Annotated in this window: 18 protein-coding genes; 2 read left to right on the top strand and 16 right to left on the bottom strand. The window is 40.4% G+C overall.

What is annotated here, in order from left to right:
* Positions 1-3: 3 nt before the first annotated feature.
* A complete protein-coding gene (locus tag HMPREF1117_RS04310) occupies positions 4-1569 on the top strand; it encodes an ABC transporter substrate-binding protein/permease (RefSeq protein ID WP_001227285.1) in 1566 nt (521 codons plus the stop codon).
* Positions 1569-2309 carry an amino acid ABC transporter ATP-binding protein gene (locus tag HMPREF1117_RS04305; RefSeq protein ID WP_000189468.1) on the top strand — a complete coding sequence of 247 codons (741 nt, stop codon included), beginning with the start codon at positions 1569-1571 and terminating at the stop codon, positions 2307-2309. Before HMPREF1117_RS04310 ends, HMPREF1117_RS04305 begins: the two co-directional genes overlap by 1 nt.
* Before the next feature lie 90 nt (positions 2310-2399).
* Here the strand turns inward: HMPREF1117_RS04305 and HMPREF1117_RS04300 are convergent, their stop codons facing one another.
* The 16 genes from HMPREF1117_RS04300 to HMPREF1117_RS04225 form a co-directional block, all read right to left on the bottom strand.
* A complete protein-coding gene (locus tag HMPREF1117_RS04300; RefSeq protein WP_001130035.1) occupies positions 2400-2615 on the bottom strand; it encodes a capsule biosynthesis transcriptional regulator in 216 nt (71 codons plus the stop codon).
* A gap of 838 nt (positions 2616-3453) precedes the next feature.
* Positions 3454-4704 (bottom strand): threonine ammonia-lyase IlvA, encoded by a 1251-nt coding sequence (gene ilvA, locus HMPREF1117_RS04295; protein ID WP_000952966.1) that lies wholly within the window; start codon positions 4702-4704, stop codon positions 3454-3456.
* A gap of 255 nt (positions 4705-4959) precedes the next feature.
* Positions 4960-5982, bottom strand: coding sequence for a ketol-acid reductoisomerase (gene ilvC / locus HMPREF1117_RS04290; protein ID WP_000290688.1), 1023 nt, complete (start codon positions 5980-5982; stop codon positions 4960-4962).
* 66 nt (positions 5983-6048) lie between these two features.
* Positions 6049-6525, bottom strand: a complete 477-nt coding sequence (gene ilvN, locus HMPREF1117_RS04285) for an acetolactate synthase small subunit (RefSeq protein ID WP_001253810.1) — start codon at positions 6523-6525, stop codon at positions 6049-6051.
* Positions 6518-8218 carry an acetolactate synthase large subunit gene (locus HMPREF1117_RS04280; RefSeq protein WP_000411754.1) on the bottom strand — a complete coding sequence of 567 codons (1701 nt, stop codon included), beginning with the start codon at positions 8216-8218 and terminating at the stop codon, positions 6518-6520. Before HMPREF1117_RS04280 ends, ilvN begins: the two co-directional genes overlap by 8 nt.
* 199 nt (positions 8219-8417) lie before the next feature.
* Positions 8418-10085 (bottom strand): DAK2 domain-containing protein, encoded by a 1668-nt coding sequence (locus HMPREF1117_RS04275; RefSeq protein WP_000036695.1) that lies wholly within the window; start codon positions 10083-10085, stop codon positions 8418-8420.
* A gap of 2 nt (positions 10086-10087) precedes the next feature.
* The gene (locus HMPREF1117_RS04270) at positions 10088-10453 is read right to left on the bottom strand and encodes an Asp23/Gls24 family envelope stress response protein (RefSeq protein WP_000216440.1); all 366 of its coding nucleotides are present in this window, start codon (positions 10451-10453) and stop codon (positions 10088-10090) included.
* 154 nt (positions 10454-10607) lie between these two features.
* Positions 10608-10796: a 50S ribosomal protein L28 gene (rpmB, locus tag HMPREF1117_RS04265; RefSeq protein ID WP_001140948.1), complete on the bottom strand. Its 189-nt coding sequence runs from the start codon at positions 10794-10796 to the stop codon at positions 10608-10610.
* A 106-nt stretch (positions 10797-10902) separates the two neighbouring features.
* Positions 10903-11577: a LiaF transmembrane domain-containing protein gene (locus tag HMPREF1117_RS04260; protein ID WP_000725714.1), complete on the bottom strand. Its 675-nt coding sequence runs from the start codon at positions 11575-11577 to the stop codon at positions 10903-10905.
* A gap of 4 nt (positions 11578-11581) precedes the next feature.
* Positions 11582-12028, bottom strand: a complete 447-nt coding sequence (locus tag HMPREF1117_RS04255) for a LytTR family DNA-binding domain-containing protein (protein WP_000776606.1) — start codon at positions 12026-12028, stop codon at positions 11582-11584.
* A 113-nt stretch (positions 12029-12141) separates the two neighbouring features.
* A complete protein-coding gene (locus tag HMPREF1117_RS04250) occupies positions 12142-12645 on the bottom strand; it encodes a phosphatase PAP2 family protein (protein WP_000800911.1) in 504 nt (167 codons plus the stop codon).
* 248 nt (positions 12646-12893) lie between these two features.
* Positions 12894-14654, bottom strand: coding sequence for an ABC transporter ATP-binding protein (locus HMPREF1117_RS04245; protein ID WP_000428278.1), 1761 nt, complete (start codon positions 14652-14654; stop codon positions 12894-12896).
* Positions 14644-16413 (bottom strand): ABC transporter ATP-binding protein, encoded by a 1770-nt coding sequence (locus HMPREF1117_RS04240; protein WP_000731782.1) that lies wholly within the window; start codon positions 16411-16413, stop codon positions 14644-14646. Before HMPREF1117_RS04240 ends, HMPREF1117_RS04245 begins: the two co-directional genes overlap by 11 nt.
* Positions 16397-16858, bottom strand: a complete 462-nt coding sequence (locus HMPREF1117_RS04235) for a MarR family winged helix-turn-helix transcriptional regulator (protein ID WP_000360542.1) — start codon at positions 16856-16858, stop codon at positions 16397-16399. Before HMPREF1117_RS04235 ends, HMPREF1117_RS04240 begins: the two co-directional genes overlap by 17 nt.
* A gap of 177 nt (positions 16859-17035) precedes the next feature.
* On the bottom strand, positions 17036-17752 hold the full coding sequence (locus HMPREF1117_RS04230; protein WP_000532879.1) for a YebC/PmpR family DNA-binding transcriptional regulator: 717 nt from the start codon (positions 17750-17752) through the stop codon (positions 17036-17038).
* A gap of 96 nt (positions 17753-17848) precedes the next feature.
* Positions 17849-19219, bottom strand: coding sequence for an MATE family efflux transporter (locus HMPREF1117_RS04225; protein WP_001036249.1), 1371 nt, complete (start codon positions 19217-19219; stop codon positions 17849-17851).
* Positions 19220-19273: the final 54 nt, after the last annotated feature.

Here is a 19273-nt window from a genome sequence, read left to right as displayed (position 1 = left end):
ATCATGAGAAAAATATACTTATCTATTTTCACAGGTCTCTTGCTGATGCTGGGACTTGTCAATGTTGCTCAAGCTGATGAATATTTACGCATCGGTATGGAAGCCGCATACGCCCCATTTAACTGGACACAGGACGACGATAGCAATGGCGCTGTCAAAATCGATGGAACCAATCAATATGCTAACGGTTACGATGTTCAAATTGCAAAAAAAATTGCCAAAGATTTAGGGAAAGAACCATTAGTAGTAAAAACTAAGTGGGAAGGTCTCGTTCCTGCTCTTACCTCAGGAAAAATCGATATGATTATTGCAGGTATGAGTCCAACTGCTGAACGTAAAAAAGAAATTGCATTTTCAAGTAGTTACTACACTAGTGAGCCTGTTCTTCTGGTAAAAAAAGATTCCACCTATGCAAATGCCAAAAGTCTAAACGATTTTAACGGAGCTAAAATCACTTCCCAACAAGGCGTTTACCTCTATGATTTGATTGCTCAAATTACAGGTGCCAAAAAAGAAACAGCCATGGGGGACTTCGCTCAGATGCGCCAGGCACTTGAAGCTGGTGTCATTGACGCCTATGTATCTGAACGCCCAGAAGCTTTGACAGCAGAAGCAGCTAACTCTAAGTTCAAAATGATCCAAGTAGATCCAGGATTCCAAACTGGAGAGGAAGATACAGCCATTGCCATCGGTCTTCGCAAGGACGACAATAGAATCTCTCAAATCAATTCCAGTATTGAAACCTTTTCTAAAGACGACCAAGTTGCCTTGATGGATCGTATGATCAAAGAGCAACCTGCCGAAGCTACAACAACTGAAGAGACTAGCAGTAGTTTCTTTAGTCAAGTTGCTAAAATCCTTTCTGAAAACTGGCAACAACTCTTACGCGGTGCTGGAATCACTCTCCTAATCTCAATCATCGGAACCATCACAGGTCTCATTATTGGTCTTGCTATTGGTGTCTTCCGTACAGCACCTCTATCTGAAAATAAGGCTATTTATGGACTACAAAAACTAGTCGGCTGGATTCTCAATGTCTACATTGAAATTTTCCGTGGTACACCTATGATTGTTCAATCGATGGTTATCTACTATGGAACTGCCCAAGCTTTCGGTATCAACCTTGACCGCACACTGGCTGCTATCTTCATCGTTTCGATCAACACCGGCGCCTACATGACCGAAATCGTTCGTGGTGGTATCCTAGCAGTTGACAAGGGACAATTTGAAGCTGCGACTGCTCTTGGTATGACCCACAATCAAACTATGCGTAAAATTGTCCTACCTCAAGTCGTTCGTAATATCCTACCTGCAACTGGTAATGAGTTTGTCATCAATATCAAAGATACTTCAGTGTTGAACGTTATCTCTGTTGTCGAACTTTATTTCTCAGGGAATACCGTAGCAACTCAAACCTATCAATACTTCCAGACATTTACAATCATCGCCGTGATTTACTTTGTACTCACCTTCACCGTAACACGTATCCTACGCTTCATCGAACGCCGCATGGACATGGATACCTATACTACCGGTGCTAACCAAATGCAAACGGAGGATTTGAAATAATGACACAAGCAATCCTTGAAATTAAACACCTCAAAAAATCCTATGGCCAAAATGAAGTTTTAAAAGATATTTCTCTGACTATCCACAAGGGAGAGGTTATCTCTATTATCGGAAGCTCTGGAAGCGGAAAATCAACTTTTTTACGTTCTATCAACTTGCTTGAGACTCCGACTGATGGAGAAATACTCTACCACGGTAAGAACGTCTTAGAGAAAGGTTATGATCTTACTCAGTACCGTGAAAAGTTAGGAATGGTTTTCCAATCCTTTAACCTCTTTGAAAATCTAAATGTTCTTGAAAATACTATCGTTGCTCAAACAACCGTCCTCAAACGTGACCGAACTGAAGCTGAAAAAATTGCAAAAGAAAATCTTGAAAAAGTTGGCATGGGGGAACGCTACTGGCAAGCAAAACCTAAACAACTCTCAGGTGGCCAAAAACAACGTGTAGCAATTGCTCGCGCCCTCTCCATGAGTCCTGATGCCATCCTTTTCGATGAACCAACATCCGCTCTCGATCCTGAGATGGTCGGTGAAGTACTTAAAATCATGCAAGACCTTGCCCAAGAAGGATTGACCATGATTGTTGTAACTCACGAAATGGAATTCGCCCGCGATGTTTCACACCGTGTCATCTTTATGGATAAGGGTGTGATTGCAGAAGAAGGAAATCCAGAAGATCTCTTTACCAATCCTAAAGAAGCTCGTACAAAAGAATTTCTCCAACGTTATCTCAAATAAAAAGAAAAGGCTGCATACATCATGCAGTCTTTTTGCTATCCTAAAAATGAAAAGGCAGATCCTATTCAAGAACCTACCATTATCCAAAGATTAATCTTCAAATTTTTCATGATTTTTATCATAGAAATCAATTAAACCTAGAGCCGTTTCAAACGAAATATTTTTTACTTTTGCACGTCCCTGCGCTAGAGCAATGATAGACATTTCACGCGCATTCGTTTCTTTAGAGATACGGTAGCCTGTGATTTTCTTATCACGAACCCAGCCAACAACTGATTCTACTTTTTCAAAGTTTGACTTAGCCATGTCCTTCTCCTATTTTCTTCTTTACGATATTTAATTGTATACGTTTTTATGTGTTTTGTCAATAAAAAAACATATATTCAATAAAATAAATGATTTATTTTTCTGTTACTATCTTATTAAAGCCGATAATATATAGGTTTTTGCTTACTATAAACCATTAGTAAATACCTTTAAAATAATTGTATTATTAACTCTTTTATTTGTAATAATATTCATATTTGTAAATACCAGTTCTTGATAGGTTAGACAGGTTTTATCTTCAACTTTATTCTATTTATCCAACTTTAAAAGGACATTCCTAATAGCAGTAGACTTTCTCTCCTTACTATTTCTAACTAATCTTTTTCTTCTCCTTCTTCAATTTCTTCCTGTCTGTATAAGCACTTTTTTACTTGCTCTACTGGTACTATTTACTGTATCAAGATTCCTTTTGTTTCTCCTACGTCATTAAAAGATAAGTAGTTAGGAAACAATAGTATCCTATCTTCCAACATTTTCCACTGTTTTTATCTTCTTAGTATCTTATCACTCTTCTCAGTTAACTCAGTATAAGGCTTCTCATTAGTATTGATTATTTTTTCTAATTCCTATTATATTTAGCCAAATTTCAGATTAGACATATATAGAATAGTGGATTTCAAAAAAACTCCTTAAATATAACAAATAATTCTATTACCTTAATATAAACTGAATCAAAAAATAATAGGTACTATAATGAGTTGTTGTAGAAACAGTGTGATCGATTTCCTAAGTTCATAGGAATCACCCCCTTTTTTCACCCTCATTATAGCACCTATACATCGGTTGTGCAAATAATATGATATTTTTTTATTAGTCCTCAGACAAGCATATTATAGAGCGTTTCATTACCATTCAAGTTAATATAAGATGGATCAAAACCTTCCATTCGACGAATCAAGCCTGCATAATCATGCTTATCTGCCAAGGCAATCCCAATTAGTACAGGTCCTGTACCCTTGCTAGCTCGCTTGATATACTCAAATCGTGTGATATCATCATTTGGTCCCAGGATGTCATTTACAAACTCACGTAAGGCCCCTGGACGCTGTGGAAAATTGACCACAAAGTAATGCTTGATACCATCATAAATCAAGGCACGCTCTTCCATTTCCGGCATACGGTTGATATCATTATTTCCTCCAGAAATGATACAACAAATGGTTTTCCCCTTGATATATTCAGCTAAAACCTCTAAAGAGGCGATACTAACCGCTCCAGCAGGCTCTGCGACTATACCTTGCTTAGAATAAAGGTCAATCAAGGTTTCAGAAATCAGTCCCTCATCGACACCTACCAAAGTTTGAACATGTTGATGCGTTGCTTCATAAGTCAACTGACCAACCTTCTGCACAGCAATACCATCTGCAAATTTGTCAATCTCTTTGAGTTTTACTGGACCTCCAGCTTCAAAAGCAGCTTTCATAGAACGAGCACCACTTGCTTCTACGCCAATGACTTCAATTTCTGGACTTGTTTCCTTGATATAAGTTGAAACCCCAGCAATGAGACCGCCACCTCCAACAGGAACCAAAACAGCATCAAAAGCAATCGATTCTTTTCGAGCTTCTTCTAAAATCTCATAAGCAACTGTCCCTTGACCAGCTTGAACATGGACGTCATCAAAGGGGTCAATAAAGGTACGATTTTCAGAAACTGTAAATTCTTGAGCAGCTTTTGCTGAGGCATCAAAAGTATCTCCAACTAGTTTAATAGTCACAAAGTCCCCACCAAAAAAGCGAACCTGACCAATCTTTTGTTGTGGTGTTGTAATCGGCATAAAAATCGTAGCCGGAATTTTCATTTCATTACAAGTATAGGCAACTCCTTGGGCATGATTTCCAGCTGAAGCACAGACTACTCCACGCTCACGCTCTTCCTTGCTGAGCTGAGAAATGGCATAATAAGCCCCACGAATTTTAAAAGAACGAACACGTTGGGCATTTTCTTTTTTCAAATAAATCTTAGCATCATACTTCTCCGATAAATAATGGTCATAATCAAGCGGTGTATTAACAACCACACCATTCAAGACCTTGTGAGCCTTGATTATATCTTTTGAACTTAACATCATTTTCTCCTAGACTATTTTATACTTATACTCTTCGAAAATCTCTTCAAACCACGTCAGCTTCACCTTGTCGTAGGTATATATTACTGATATTTACAACCTCAAAGCAGTACTTCGAGCAGTCTGCGACTAACTTCCTAGTTTGCTCTTTAATTTTCGTTGAGTATTATCGCAATCCATCCTCTTAAAAAGAATGAATTGATTATAAAAGCGAGTTAGGTCCCCCCAACACGCCTTCAACTTGATTTCTATCAATTAGTTATAGATTTTGAATGCATCGTCGTCATTTTTACCAACGAATGGCATTGCTTTACGCAGTTCTGCACCGACTTTTTCGATTTCAAGATTTGCAGCTTGTTCACGGTAAGCAGTCAATTTTGGACGTCCAGCTTTATAGTCATTTACAAAGTCATTTGCAAATTTACCATTTTGGATGTCTGCCAAGACAGCTTTCATGTTTTCTTTAACTTGTTCAGTAATCACACGTGGTCCTGATACATAGTCACCGTACTCAGCAGTGTTTGAAATTGATTGACGCATTTTCTTGAATCCACCTTCATAGATCAAGTCAACGATCAATTTCATTTCGTGAAGAACTTCAAAGTAAGCTAATTCTGGAGCGTAACCTGCTTCTGTCAAGACTTCGAATCCTGCTTCGATAAGGGCAGTTAAACCACCACAAAGTACAGCTTGTTCACCAAACAAATCTTCTTCAGTTTCTTCTTTGTAAGTTGTTTCAAGCAAACCAACACGAGCTGCTCCGACACCTTTACACCAGTCCATAGCAATATTTTTCGCATTTCCTGTAGCGTCTTGGTATACTGCATAAAGAGCTGGAACACCAAATCCTTCTTCGTAAGTACGGCGTACCAAATGTCCAGGACCTTTAGGGGCACACATGAAAACATCTACATCTGCTGGAACTTTGATAAATTCAAAGTGAATGTTGAAACCATGAGCAAAACCAACTGCGTTTCCAGCTTCCAAGTTTGGAGCGATTTCTGCTTCGTACAATTCTTGTTGGATTTCATCTGGTGCCAAAATCATGACAACGTCAGCTAATTTAGTTGCTTCAGCTACTGTATAAGTGTCAAACCCATCTTCTTTTGCCTTGTCAAAAGATTTTCCTGGACGAACACCGATAATAACATCACGACCTGAATCACGTAAGTTTTGAGCATGGGCATGACCTTGTGATCCATAACCGATAACGGCGATTTTTTTACCGTCAAGTGCTGCCACTTTAACATCTTTTTCATATTCCATTTGAACTGCCATAGTTTTTTCTCTCTTTTCTATTATTTATTGCCTTTTAGGCTGTATTAACAAATTTAAGTTGGATTTTTAATCGCGGGTAAATCCAGTTGCACCTGTTCGAGCAATATTACGAATACCGTATGGTCGAATAACTCGCAATAGAGCTTCACTTTTTTCAGCATTTCCTGTCATCTGAATAGTGATCGAGCTTGGCGCTACATCTACCACCGTTGCTCGGAAAGGTTGAATAATAGCTAGAATCTCAGCTCGCTTCTCAGCTGGTGCTGATACCTTAACCAAAATAACTTCACGCTCTAGATGAGGTTTATCTGTTATATCACGAATGCGAATCACGTCAATCTGACGATTGAGTTGCTTGATGATTTGCTCCACTTCATCATGAGAAGCCACATCAATAATAATGGTGATACGTGATACATTAGGATCCTCTGTAATTCCGACAGAAATACTCTCAATATTAACCTGACGGCGGGACAAGACTCCTGTAAAGCGATTGAGAACACCTGAACGATTCTGTAGTTTAGCTGTTAACATTCTACGCATGGAACTTCACCCCCAACATCTCATGATTACTCTTGCCAGCTGGTACCATTGGTAAAACTTGCTCCTTACGAGAAATATCAATCTCGATTAGCATTGGTACATCTTCAGTGATAACCTTAAGATCCTCTTCTAGAGTCTCAGGATTATCAAACTTATAGTTTTTAATTCCATAAGCCTGTGCCATCAGCTGGAAGTCCGGAAGGACATCAAATACAGACTCTGAAGTTCTACCTTCATAGAAAGCTTCCTGCCACTGGCGAACCATCCCAAGCGAGTGATTATTGAGAATCACAACCTTGATTGGAACCTTATAGATGTTCAAAATCGCCAATTCTTGGTTGGTCATTTGGAAACCACCATCACCAACAAACAAGACAACTTCCTTGTCTGGGTTAGCAATTTTAGCACCGATTGCTGCTGGAATTCCAAATCCCATCGTTCCTAAACCACCTGAAGTCACTAACTGACGTTCATTTTGGTAGGGATAATACTGAGCTGTCCACATTTGGTGTTGACCAACGTCTGTAACAACAATGGCATCTCCCTTGGTCAACTCACCAATTCGCTCAATAACTGCTTGAGGTTGAACGACTCGTTCTTTCTTATCATAAGAACGAACACGCTCTTTATCTTTTGTGACTTTTTCAATCCACTTTTCAGTATTGTTATGAACTATCGGCTCTGCTAATAGCATTTGCAAGGCTTTCTTAGCATCACCAACAACTGGGATATCTACTTTGATAATCTTACCAATCTCTGCTGGATCAATATCAATGTGGGCAACCTTAGCATTTTTAGCAAAGGTCTTGGGATTTCCAGTTAAACGATCATCAAAACGCGAACCAATATTAATCATAAAATCCGATTCAGTCATGGCAATGTTAGCTGCAAATGAACCATGCATTCCCCCCATTCCAAGGAAGAGGGGATGGCTAGTTGCAATCGTCCCTTGACCTAAAAGACTAGTCACCACTGGAATTTGATAACGCTCTGCAAATTCATTTAATTCTGCAGCAGCCTCTGCATAACTCACTCCACCACCAGCTAACAATACTGGCTTTTTAGCCTTAGATAATTGCTTCAAGATTTTCTTGATTTGCATATCATTAGGTTCAGTTGTCGGCTGATAACTTGGTAAGTTTACATCAGGAGCATAAATAAAGTCCGTTTCTAGAGCAGACACGTCTTTAGGTAGGTCAATGACAACTGGCCCTGGACGCCCTGTAGTTGCGATGTGAACAGCTTCCGTAATGATACGAGGAATATCAGCTGTCTCGCGTACTTGATAATTATATTTGGTAATCGGCATAGTGATTCCCACAATATCAGCTTCTTGGAAAGCATCTTTACCAATCCCAGCTCGAGCCACCTGGCCAGTAAAAACTAAAAGAGGAACGCTATCACTCATGGCATCCGCAATACCTGTAATGGCATTTGTTGCTCCTGGTCCACTTGTAACAACTGCAACACCCAACTTTCCAGTTGATTTGGCATAACCCTCAGCTTCATGTAAGCACCCTTGCTCATGGCGCCCCAGAATATGACGAATGCCTTTAAAACCATATATTGCATCATAAAAAGGCAAGACAGCACCACCAGGATAACCAAAGATAGTATCAACTCCTAAATCACGAAGTGTTTCCAAAACTAGGTCCGACCCCGTCTTAGGAGATTCTAAACTGATTTTCTCCATTGTTCCCCTTTCTCTTCTCTTAAAAATAACTTGTTACTATCATACCATTTTTTCAAAAATTTTCAAGGCAAAAGAAGAAATTTTCTGAATTTTCTATTTTAGTATTTTTTTATGAATAATATTTTTATTTTTATATGGAATATAGCGTTTTTTCTCTTAAAAATACAAAAAGAACTGATTTCTCAGTTCTTCATTCATCTTATTCTACACTAAATAGGTATGGGTAAACAGGTTGTTGACCTTGGTGAATTTCGACTTCTACGTCTTCGAACTCTTCAACGATTTCTTGAGCAATTTCATTGGCAAGTTCTTCGCTTCCGTCTTCTCCAACATAGAAGGTTACGATTTCACTATCTTCGTCCAACATATGTTTCAATGTTTCTGTCAAGGTTTGGTGCATATCAGGGTTTGACACGAGGATTTTTCCATCCACCATACCAAGATTATCATTTTCATGGATTTCTAAACCATCAATCGTTGTATCACGCACAGCTGTGGTCACACTTCCGCTGACTACATCACTAAGGGCTGCTGTCATACGTTCTTTGTTTTCTTCGATTGACTTACTTGGGTCAAAGGCCAAAAGACTTGTCAAACCTTGAGGAAGAGTACGTGCTTCTACAACAACTGCTGGCGTTTCCAAAACTTCTGCAGCAGATTGAGCCGCCATAAAGATATTCTTATTGTTTGGCAAGAAAATGATGTTTCGAGCATTGACATGTTCGACAGCCTTGATGAAGTCCTCTGTTGAAGGGTTCATGGTTTGACCACCTTCGATAACATAATCAACACCTTGGGCACGGAAGATATCTGCCAAGCCTTGACCAGCTACTACGGCAATAAGCGCATATTCTTTTTCTTCAGTTGGTTGACTAGCTTGAGATGCTTCCTTTTCAACTTGCGCTTCATGTTGGTTACGCATGTTGTCCACTTTTACCTTGACTAAGCTACCATATTTAAGACCTTCTTGAATGACCAAACCTGGGTCTTCTGTATGAACGTGAACTTTGACGATTTCATCGTCGTTAACAACAAGGAGTGAATCTCCAAGCTCATTCAAATAGTTACGGAACTCTTCGTAGTCAAAGTCTTTAACATAAGTAGGGCCTTGCTTAAGGGCTACCATGATTTCTGTACAGTAGCCGAAAGTAATGTCTTCAGTTGCCACATGACCTGCCACAGACTTATGGTGTTCAGCATTAATCATTTCACTCATATTTGCAGGAGTGGCTACAAAATCCTCAGATGCACTATATTCACCTGTAAGAGCTGAAAGAAAACCTTCGTAGATGAACACCAATCCTTGACCACCAGAGTCCACAACTCCAACTTCTTTCAAGACTGGAAGCATATCAGGTGTTTTAGCTAGTGCTGTTTTTGCACCCTCTAAAGCAGCGCGCATAACCTCAACGGCATCATCTGTCTGTTCAGCTTTTTTCTTAGCACCGATCGCAGCACCGCGAGAAACTGTCAAAATAGTTCCCTCAACTGGTTTCATTACTGCTTTGTAAGCCACTTCAACCCCTGATTGGAAGGCAAGAGCCAAATCTTGACCATTCAACTCTTCTTTATCCTTAATAGCTTGTGAAAAGCCACGGAAAAGCTGAGAAGTGATAACACCTGAGTTTCCACGTGCACCCATCAAAAGCCCTTTGGCAAGAATACTTCCTACCTCTCCAACTGTAGAAGCCGGCTTATCCGCTACTTCCTTAGCACCATTTTCGATGGTCATTCCCATATTTGTCCCAGTATCTCCATCTGGAACTGGAAAGACGTTTAATGAATTGACATATTCAGCTTGCTTATTCAAGCGAGTTGATGCTGCCTGCACCATTTCCTGAAATAAGCTGGTAGTAATTTTTGACACGTTTATTCTCCTACAACTTTGATATTTTGAATGAAGACATTGACAGTCTGAGCAGTAATTCCAAGTTGGTTTTCCAAACTAAAGCGAACACTATCTTGAATGTTCTTTGAGACCTCACTAATCTTTGTTCCGTAGCTTAATACGGTATAAACATCAACTGCAATACTGCCATCCTCAGCTGCTTTTACGACAACCCCTTTTGAGTAATTATCTTTTCTGAGAAGAGCTTGGAAATTATCTTTAAGAGCATTTTTACTAGCCATACCGACTACACCAAAAATCTCAGTCGCTGCACCGCCTACAACGGTTGCAATGACTTCGTCTGTTAGTTCGATTTGACCATCTTTTGTATTAATTTTTACAGTCATTCTTTTTACCTCGACTAGTTGATACTCTATTTTATCATATTTCAGCCTAAGTGTAAAAGCAGAATACTGTATCAGCGGATATTTGCTCTATTTTTCAAATGATTTTAACCTTAGAGCAAAAGAAAAAGACCCTAAGGTCTCCTTACTTTCATAATTAAACGCGTTCAACTTTACCTGATTTCAAAGCACGAGCTGAAGCCCAAACTTTTTTAGGTTTACCATCGATAAGAACAGTAACTTTTTGAAGGTTTGGTTTTACGGCACGTTTAGTTTGGTTCATCGCGTGTGAACGGTTGTTTCCAGATACAGTCTTACGACCTGTAAAGTAACATACTTTAGCCATTTGTGTTTTCCTCCTATTAGATCTAATATAGCGGATGTGCTAGCACCACATACCGTACTATGTTATCACACTTTCTCTTTTTTTGCAAGGGAATTGGAAGATTTTTTTATTTAACGTAGACAATCCCCAACTTCCCAAAAGCCACATCTCCACGGATAATCAAGGTTTTGCTAGTTGGGGCTAGAGAAGTATCTGCCTTTGCTACACCACAGAAAGTTTCTACCTTTAGATCAACTCGCCAATGTTGGGGAACATAGATAACTGCATTGCCAAAACCAACTTCCACTTTCAGGCTTGCGCTATCTCCTAAAATCTCTGCATTGTCATAATATATCTTGGCATTGCCAAAACCAACTTCTACTTGATCGTCTACCAATTCTTGATTTTGCTTGTAGAAAGTCCCAGTCCCAAAAGCGACTTCCTTATCTGTCAAAATGGTCTTTTCACCGTCATACCACCATTTTTTTCCATTCCAAGTTCTGTTAGAATGAGTGAGTGCGCTGACACCCATTACGATTAAAATACTCGCCCAGAACAATGACTGATTTGGAATTGGTAAAATATCATAAAAGTGGTTAGCAATCATTAAGGCTACTAGAGCTGTAAAAGAGGCTGAAGTTAAGTGGCGACGCAACAAAGCTCCAACTGATTGATAGGCAAAAAAAGCAATACCGATCAAGGGCCAAATCTGCCCTCCAAATGAAGGGATTCCAAAATTTCCTTGTAATAATATTAAAGTTGCCAAAATGAGCAATACAATACCAAATGCTTTCTTTTTCATCTTGTTACCTCATGTTTCTTAGATTTTCTTTTAGGAGGGATTGATAATGCCGTGAGACATGAACCTCCTTGTGGGTTTGATAAAAGGAAATGGTGCCCGTTCCTGAAAAGGACTTGTCCACCGAGTAAACCTGACGGATATTTGCAATAGTAGACTTGGATACCCGGCTAAAATAGCGAGGAAGGATAGCCTCTAACTCATAGAGTTTGAGCCGAACCTCGTAGGCATCTTTCTGGGTATGGGCATAAATCTTGCTACCTTCTGTCTCAAAGAAGAGAATTTCCGACAAGTCCAGATAATATTCGCCCGTCCCCTTGTAAAAAATCAACCTAGGAGACTTGGATTCTTGCAAGAGCCGCTGTAAATCCGCAATCTCATCTGTCAAAGCCGCTGCCTTGATAACAATTTCAGTTTCCTCTAAATTGCTGTCAATTTCGATTCGTAACTTCATTCCATCTCCTTTCTGACTCTACTATATCAAAGCTAAAATAAGAAAACAAGAGCAAAAAAGCAAGTGGTTCCTTTAGACCCGTAAATGGTTGTAAGGCTGCCTTAACTTACAGGTCAACATAGAAAGAAAATCACACCCCACACAAGAGCACACATATAGCCAACCACTACATCCTTGGGATAATGCACTCCCCCTAATACTCTCACTAGACCGAGAAAGGCTGACAAAACCAACAAGATAACCCCTACAGATAAACTAGCATGAAAGCAAGCCATGGATATAATGGTTGCTGAAAAGACATGACGACTAGGCATAGACTGACCAGGACTATCTCTGTCAAGCAAAGGTTTGATAGTCCATTCCTCATAAGGCCTAGGGGCATTGATTTTCTTACGAAGAAAGGACAAAATCACAAAACCTGATGCAGGGATAAACACATAGATCAAGACTTGTTTTCCAAGTCCTTGTTGGAGATAGGTAGTTGCTAACAAGGTTAGATAAATCATAGACACAACTACTGTCATGAAGCGATTAAAAGTTCTTAACAAGCTCAGAAGAAAGGGCTTATTTTTAATGTTAGCAGCAATGTTGTCATACCATTCTTGATAATTTTTCATATATTTTCTCATCACTTACTCAAATTTTATACTCAATGAAAATCAGAGAGCAAACTAGGAAGCTAGCTGCAGACTGCTCAAAGCACTGCTTTGAGATTGTAAATAAGACTGACGGAGTCAATAACATATATCTACAGCAAGGCGAAGCTGCCGCGGTTTGAAGAGATTTTCGAAGAGTATTGCTTGCAGGGAAGCACTTGTCTTCTAGTATAGTGCAGAAAAAGAAGGCCGTCAAGCCTTCTTTGGGTTTATTCTTCTGCTTGGTCTTCTGTAAATTGACTGTTATACAAATCAGCATAGAAGCCAGCTTGCGCCATTAGCTCATCATGATTTCCTTGCTCGATGATATTTCCATCTTTCATGACAAGAATAAGATCAGCATTTCGGATAGTAGACAAGCGGTGGGCGATAACAAAGGAAGTTCTGCCCTCCATCAAACGATCCATGGCTCTCTGAATCAATTCCTCTGTACGGGTATCAACAGAAGAAGTCGCCTCATCTAGGATTAGGAGTGGTGCATCTTTCAGCAAAGCACGAGCGATAGTCAAGAGTTGTTTTTGTCCGACAGACAAGGTCACTGTATCATCCAAGACGGTATCGTAACCATCTGGTAGAGTCATAATAAAGTGGTGAATTCCTACAGCCTTGCTGGCTTCGATCACGCGCTCATCACTAATACCCTTTTGATTATAGATAAGATTGTCTCGGATAGTGCCTTCAAAGAGCCAGGTGTCCTGCAAGACCATTGAAAAGGCATCGTGCACTTCCGAACGCTTCATCTCCTTGGTATCCACACCATCAATGCAGATACTTCCCTTATCAATCTCATAGAACTTCATCAAAAGATTAACAATGGTTGTCTTACCAGCCCCAGTCGGTCCGACAATCGCAACCTTTTGACCTGCATGAGCGGTCGCAGAAAAGTCATGGATGATGATTCTCTCTGGTGTGTAACCAAAAGAAACTCGATCAAAGACCACTTGCCCTTTCATATCGCTCAATTGTCTTTCTTTATGAGATTCATCTTCCATTTCATCTTCAGCTAGAAATTCGAAGACACGTCCCATGGCTGCACCAGCCTGCTGAAGACTAGTAATCCCTTGGGCAATTTGTGAAAGAGGCTGAGAAAAGATACGAACGTAGGCCATAAAAGCAACGATAATCCCGATACTAATCTGCCCATTCAGAGCCAAGGCTGCACCGACGATAATCACTAAGGCATAACTAAAGTTCCCAATGAACATCATAATCGGCATCATAATCCCTGAAATAAACTGAGATTTCCAGATACTGTCATACAGACGATGGTTTAATTTCGCAAACTCTTCTTTCGTGCTCTCGATAGCATTGTAACTAGTCACCACATTATGACCAGAGTACATTTCTTCCACATAGCCATTGACAGCTGCCAAATCCTGTTGCTGACTCTTAAAGAAGCCCTGTGATTTGCCCATAAAGACGGACACGAAAGCAAAACCGATAAGAGTTGAAACAACCGTAACCAAGGCTAAAATCCAGTTCATCCCAAACATGGTTACCAAGACTGCTAAGACCAATAAACTAGATGAAAGAACTGTTCCCAGACTTTGATTAAGGGACTGGGCTGCAGTGTCAACATCATTGGTTACACGAGATAAGGTATCCCCCTGAGAGTGTCCATCAAAATATCCCAATGGTAGGCTATTGATTTTCTCTGAAATAGCTCTTCTCAAACGCTCTGAAAAACGTTGAATAGCTGTTGTAAACAGAAATGCCTGTAAATAATTTGATAGGAGTCCAATCACATAGATGACGGCCAAAAAACCACCAATAGCTGCAACCGCCACGACATCCACACTTGTTTCCAGACCACTGGCAATGATATTAGTCATTTCCTTAATGCGGGTTGGACCATATACAGTAATGATATTGGATACGATTGTTGCTAGAAAGGCTATCAGAAGGGCAAACTGGAGGCCTGCAAGATAGGGTTTACTCTGTTTCCAAAGAGACATTTTCTTATTTTCCATGTTCCAATTCCTCCTTCGATAGTTGTGAATAGGCAATTTCTTGGTAAACTTCGTTATTAGCTAGAAGTTCCTTGTGGGTGCCTTGCCCCACGACTTTCCCTTGTTCCAAGACTAAAATCAAATCTGCATCCATAATCGTTGAAATACGCTGTGCGACGATAAGCTTGGTCATAGACTTGGTTTTCTCTGCTAGCTCTTGGCGTAGGACACGGTCTGTCTTGTAGTCCAAGGCTGAGAAGGAGTCATCAAAGATGAGGATTTCTGGCTTTCGAGCCAAGGCACGCGCAATTGCCAGACGCTGTCTTTGACCACCTGAGAAGTTGTTTCCTCCTTGGGCCACTTCTGACGCCAAACCCGCTTCCTTGTCTTCGATAAAGTTCTTAGACTGGGCCAATTCCAAGGCTTGCCACATAGCTTGCTCACTAAGTGGTGTTTCTTGACTCTGTCCAAAGTCCAAATTGCTCTTAACATCACCTGAAAAGAGAACCGCTTTCTGGGGAATATAACCAACCTTGTTGCGCAAATCTTCTAAGGCATAGTCTTGAACATTGACACCGTCCACCTGAATTTCTCCTTCTGACACATCGTAGAAACGTGGAATCAGATTGACCAGAGTTGATTTACCAGAACCTGTTGACCCAATAAAGGCCACTGTTTGACCAGCTTCTGCTCTAAAGCTAACATGCTCGATAACTGCCTCCGAATTTGCCGCATAGCGGAAGGTCACATCCTTAAACTCGACCTGACCTTTGAGGTTTTCATCAGCCAGCTGCACTTGAGCAGGATTTTGGATAGAAGAATGCAAATCTAAAACTTGATTAATCCGCTTAGCAGAGACCATAGTTCGGGGAAGAACGATGAAAAGTGCTCCCATGAGAAGGAAGCCCATGACAACCTGCATGGCATAAGACATGAAAACAATCATGTCACTAAAAAGAGGCAGACGTGCTATTGGAGCAGCATCGTTAATCACATAGGCCCCAATCCAGTAAATCGCCACACTCAAGCCACTTGAAATCCCCATCATGATAGGGTTCAAAATAGCCATGAGACGGTTGACAAACAAATTCAAGCGTGTCAATTCATCATTTGCTGCTGCAAATTTTTCATTTTGGTATTCCTCTGCATTGTAGGCACGAACGACACGAATACCTGTTAAACTTTCACGAGTGATACTGTTTAGTTTATCTGTCATCCCCTGAATCAAGGACTGTTTTGGAAAGGCTAGCGTCATCAAAACGGTCGTCATCAAAACGTTGACAATCACTGCCACAAGTACGGCCCAGAGCCAGTATTCTGAATGGCCTAAAATCTTCCCAATAGCCCAGATAGCCATAATCGGACCACGCGTAACTACTTGCAAGCCCATGGTAATCAACATTTGAACTTGAGTGATGTCATTGGTGGTACGAGTTAAAAGACTGGGAATAGAGAATTTCTTAATCTCTGTCTGCGAGTAATCCAAAACTCGGTTAAAAATATCGCTTCTTAACCTACTAGTATAAGAAGCCGCCACTCGGGATGCAAAAAAACCAACTGCAACTACGGACAAGAAGGCAAGAAAGGACATTCCCAACATCATGCTTGCCGGCTGCCACAACTCATCTAAATTAGTTCCTTGACTACCTAGTAAATCCGTAATTTTCGAGATATAGGTCGGCACTTCCAACTCTAGATAGACCGAAAAGCAAGTAAAGAGAATGGCTAGTAAAATCATCCCCCATTCTTTTCTACTAATTCGTTTAGCTAATTTCTTCATTATCTCCTCCTATTCTCTTGATATTTTCCTGTAGTTGACCTAGAACTTTCTCAAAAATCAGTAATTCATCTTCATCAATGTCTTCCATCAACTGCTTGTCTATGCGTTCAAAGAAGGACTTAACCTGCTGCATTTGAGAACGTGCTTTGTCCGTCAAACGAACAAATTTCGCCCGCTTATCGCTAGGACTCGCCTCCAATTCCACCAAACCATTTTGCACCATACGCTTGACCAAATTACTAGCAACAGACTTGGTAATATTGAGTTCCTGCTCGATATCTTTAATCAAGACCAAGTCTTGGTTTTTCTCACGATTATCCAAAAAACGTACAACCTGACCTTGAGGCCCCCCCATAAATTCAATACCACAACGTTTGGCTTCCTTTTGCACCATCAGGTGAATCTGATGACCAAAACGCTTAAAGACTAACATCGGTTTATCCATACTAACTCCTTTCTAACTATCACATTTAGTTCTCCTAGGAACTAAATAAGTTTCCATGAGAAGTATTTTACCACTTTGAAAAGAGATGTCAAGAAAAAGTTTCCACGAGAACTATTTTCTTGATTCAAAAAAATCCCAAGTGATTTTTTCACTTAGGATCATGTTCTCTAGGTTAAATTAGAACCCGTCTACGTTTGTGTAGATCTTTTGTACGTCTTCGTCGTCCTCAAGGACGCTGTAAAGTTTTTCAAAGGTTTCAAGGTCATCGCCTGACAATTCCACTTCTGACTGAGGAATCATTTCCAATTCAGTCACTTGGAACTCTTCAACGCCAGACTCACGGAGGGCAACGATAGCCTTATGAAGGTCAGTTGGAGCTGTGTAAACTGTGATTGTACCTTCTTCTGCTTCTACATCATCCACATCCACATCTGCTTCTAGCAATTGCTCAAAGACTGCGTCCGCATCTTCACCTGCAAATACAATAACTCCCTTGTTGTCAAAGAGGTATGAAACCGAACCTGAAGCACCCATGTTTCCGCCATTTTTACCAAAAGCTGCACGGACATTAGCCGCTGTACGGTTGACATTTGAAGTCAAAGTATCAACAATCAGCATAGAACCATTTGGTCCAAAACCTTCGTAACGTCCTTCTGTAAAGGTTTCGTCTGTATTTCCTTTGGCTTTATCAATCGCTTTATCGATAACGTGTTTTGGCACTTGGGCTTGTTTAGCACGGTCGATAACGAATTTCAAAGCTGAGTTTGATTCTGGATCTGGATCACCTTTTTTAGCTGCTACATAGATTTCTACACCAAATTTTGCATATACCTTAGAGTTAGCTCCATCTTTAGCCGTTTTCTTGGCTACGATATTGGCCCATTTACGTCCCATTAGGAATCTCCTTTTTTCACATTTTAATCTTTCTTATTATAACACAAGTTTTTTCGATTTTCACTAGAGGAAACGGATTTTATTCAGCAAATCGAGCTATGATGACACTTTTGTTGCCAAGATGGCCTTGCCTTCTTTTATCAAGGGATGACGGAACAGTGAGAAATAAAGTTGGATGGTCATGGCAACCCAGATAAGGGGTTCACAAAGGATAACTCCCTTATAGCCCGCCCAAGGGATAATCAAGACCACAAAAGCGATTTTCCCGATTAGTTCGATAAAGCTAGAAACCAGAGGAAGGACTTTTTGCCCCAAGCCCTGCAAACAATTGCGATAAATCAACAAGAGACTCAAAATAGGATAAAAGGCTGAACTGATTTGCAGATAGAGACTGCCATTTTCTACCAAATAGCTATCCGTCGAACTAGCCAAGAAGGAAACCAAGGCTGGACTGGCAAAAAAGAGGAAGATACAAACAAAAACTGCCCAGGACATACCTAAACGACTGCCGATTCGAAGACCTTGGACAATGCGGTCTGATCGCTTAGCTCCTAGATTCTGAGAAGCAAAGGTCGTCATTGATGCAGAAATAGCGGTCATAGGAAGAAGGGCAAAGGCCATAATGCGTCGAGCTGCCGTCTGGGCACTAATAATCACTGCACCAAAGGTATTAACAGAAGACTGTAAAATCACACTGCCTATAGATACAATTGAACTCATCAGGCCCATAGCCAAACCTTGCTCCAAGAGATCAGCGTACAAGGCCTTGTTCCATTTGAAATGTTTAAGTTGAGGCAAAAGTTCTGGCACACTCTTACGGATATAATAAAAGCAAAGAACCGCTGATAAGCCTTGCGAAATAATGGTAGCAAATCCTGCCGATTGAACTCCTAACTGCAGTTGTGTAATGAAATAGAGATCCAGAACTACATTAACCAAGGCAGAGAAAATCAGAAAACCAAGCGCTGCTAGACTATCCCCAATAGATCGCAACAAACCTGCAAAGAGATTATAGGCAAAGCTGACACCGACACAGGTCACAATCATAGAAATATATTGATAAGACTGAGGGAGGATTTCATACGGGGTATCTAGGTACTGTAAAAGAGGATACAAACCAAGAAATCCCAGCAACATAACCACAATACTCAACAGAGCACCTAAAATCCAGGTGGCTGCTACTGCCTCCTTAATTTTTGTGAAGTCCCGAGCTCCATAATAGCGAGCAATAACAATCCCCATCCCATTGCCAACACCAAGAGTAAAACCTACAATCAGGTCAAAAATCGCTGTTGTCGCCCCTACTGCCGCCAAGGATTCTTGACCAAGGAAACGCCCTACAATCAAGACATCAGCAGTGTTATAGAGCTGTTGAAAAATATTAGACAGCAAGATTGGGAAGGCGAAACTTAAGAGCGAGGGAAGAATCGGGCCATGAATCAGGTCCACTGTTCGTTTTTTATTCATAAGGCTATTATATCAGCTTTCTAGAGGAGGAACAAGACAAAGGGAATAAGTTCA

Origin of the sequence: Streptococcus sp. SK643, assembly GCF_000259505.1 — a bacterium.
Lineage (GTDB): Bacteria > Bacillota > Bacilli > Lactobacillales > Streptococcaceae > Streptococcus.
Note: the sequence above shows the minus strand (reverse complement) of the source record. Positions and strands in the feature narration are given on the sequence as shown.

Coding starts and splice junctions, on each gene's coding strand:
- ilvA (WP_000952966.1), bottom strand. CDS start 4,704: ATGTTAAGTTCAAAAGATATAATCAAGGCTCACAAGGTCTTGAATGGT.
- rpmB (WP_001140948.1), bottom strand. CDS start 10,796: ATGGCTAAAGTATGTTACTTTACAGGTCGTAAGACTGTATCTGGAAAC.
- HMPREF1117_RS04250 (WP_000800911.1), bottom strand. CDS start 12,645: ATGAAAAATTATCAAGAATGGTATGACAACATTGCTGCTAACATTAAA.
- HMPREF1117_RS04300 (WP_001130035.1), bottom strand. CDS start 2,615: ATGGCTAAGTCAAACTTTGAAAAAGTAGAATCAGTTGTTGGCTGGGTT.
- ilvN (WP_001253810.1), bottom strand. CDS start 6,525: ATGCGTAGAATGTTAACAGCTAAACTACAGAATCGTTCAGGTGTTCTC.
- HMPREF1117_RS04230 (WP_000532879.1), bottom strand. CDS start 17,752: ATGGGACGTAAATGGGCCAATATCGTAGCCAAGAAAACGGCTAAAGAT.
- HMPREF1117_RS04225 (WP_001036249.1), bottom strand. CDS start 19,219: ATGAATAAAAAACGAACAGTGGACCTGATTCATGGCCCGATTCTTCCC.
- HMPREF1117_RS04245 (WP_000428278.1), bottom strand. CDS start 14,654: ATGGAAAATAAGAAAATGTCTCTTTGGAAACAGAGTAAACCCTATCTT.
- HMPREF1117_RS04235 (WP_000360542.1), bottom strand. CDS start 16,858: ATGGATAAACCGATGTTAGTCTTTAAGCGTTTTGGTCATCAGATTCAC.
- HMPREF1117_RS04280 (WP_000411754.1), bottom strand. CDS start 8,218: ATGGAGAAAATCAGTTTAGAATCTCCTAAGACGGGGTCGGACCTAGTT.
- HMPREF1117_RS04255 (WP_000776606.1), bottom strand. CDS start 12,028: ATGAAGTTACGAATCGAAATTGACAGCAATTTAGAGGAAACTGAAATT.
- HMPREF1117_RS04305 (WP_000189468.1), top strand. CDS start 1,569: ATGACACAAGCAATCCTTGAAATTAAACACCTCAAAAAATCCTATGGC.
- HMPREF1117_RS04240 (WP_000731782.1), bottom strand. CDS start 16,413: ATGAAGAAATTAGCTAAACGAATTAGTAGAAAAGAATGGGGGATGATT.
- ilvC (WP_000290688.1), bottom strand. CDS start 5,982: ATGGCAGTTCAAATGGAATATGAAAAAGATGTTAAAGTGGCAGCACTT.
- HMPREF1117_RS04310 (WP_001227285.1), top strand. CDS start 4: ATGAGAAAAATATACTTATCTATTTTCACAGGTCTCTTGCTGATGCTG.
- HMPREF1117_RS04270 (WP_000216440.1), bottom strand. CDS start 10,453: ATGACTGTAAAAATTAATACAAAAGATGGTCAAATCGAACTAACAGAC.
- HMPREF1117_RS04260 (WP_000725714.1), bottom strand. CDS start 11,577: ATGAAAAAGAAAGCATTTGGTATTGTATTGCTCATTTTGGCAACTTTA.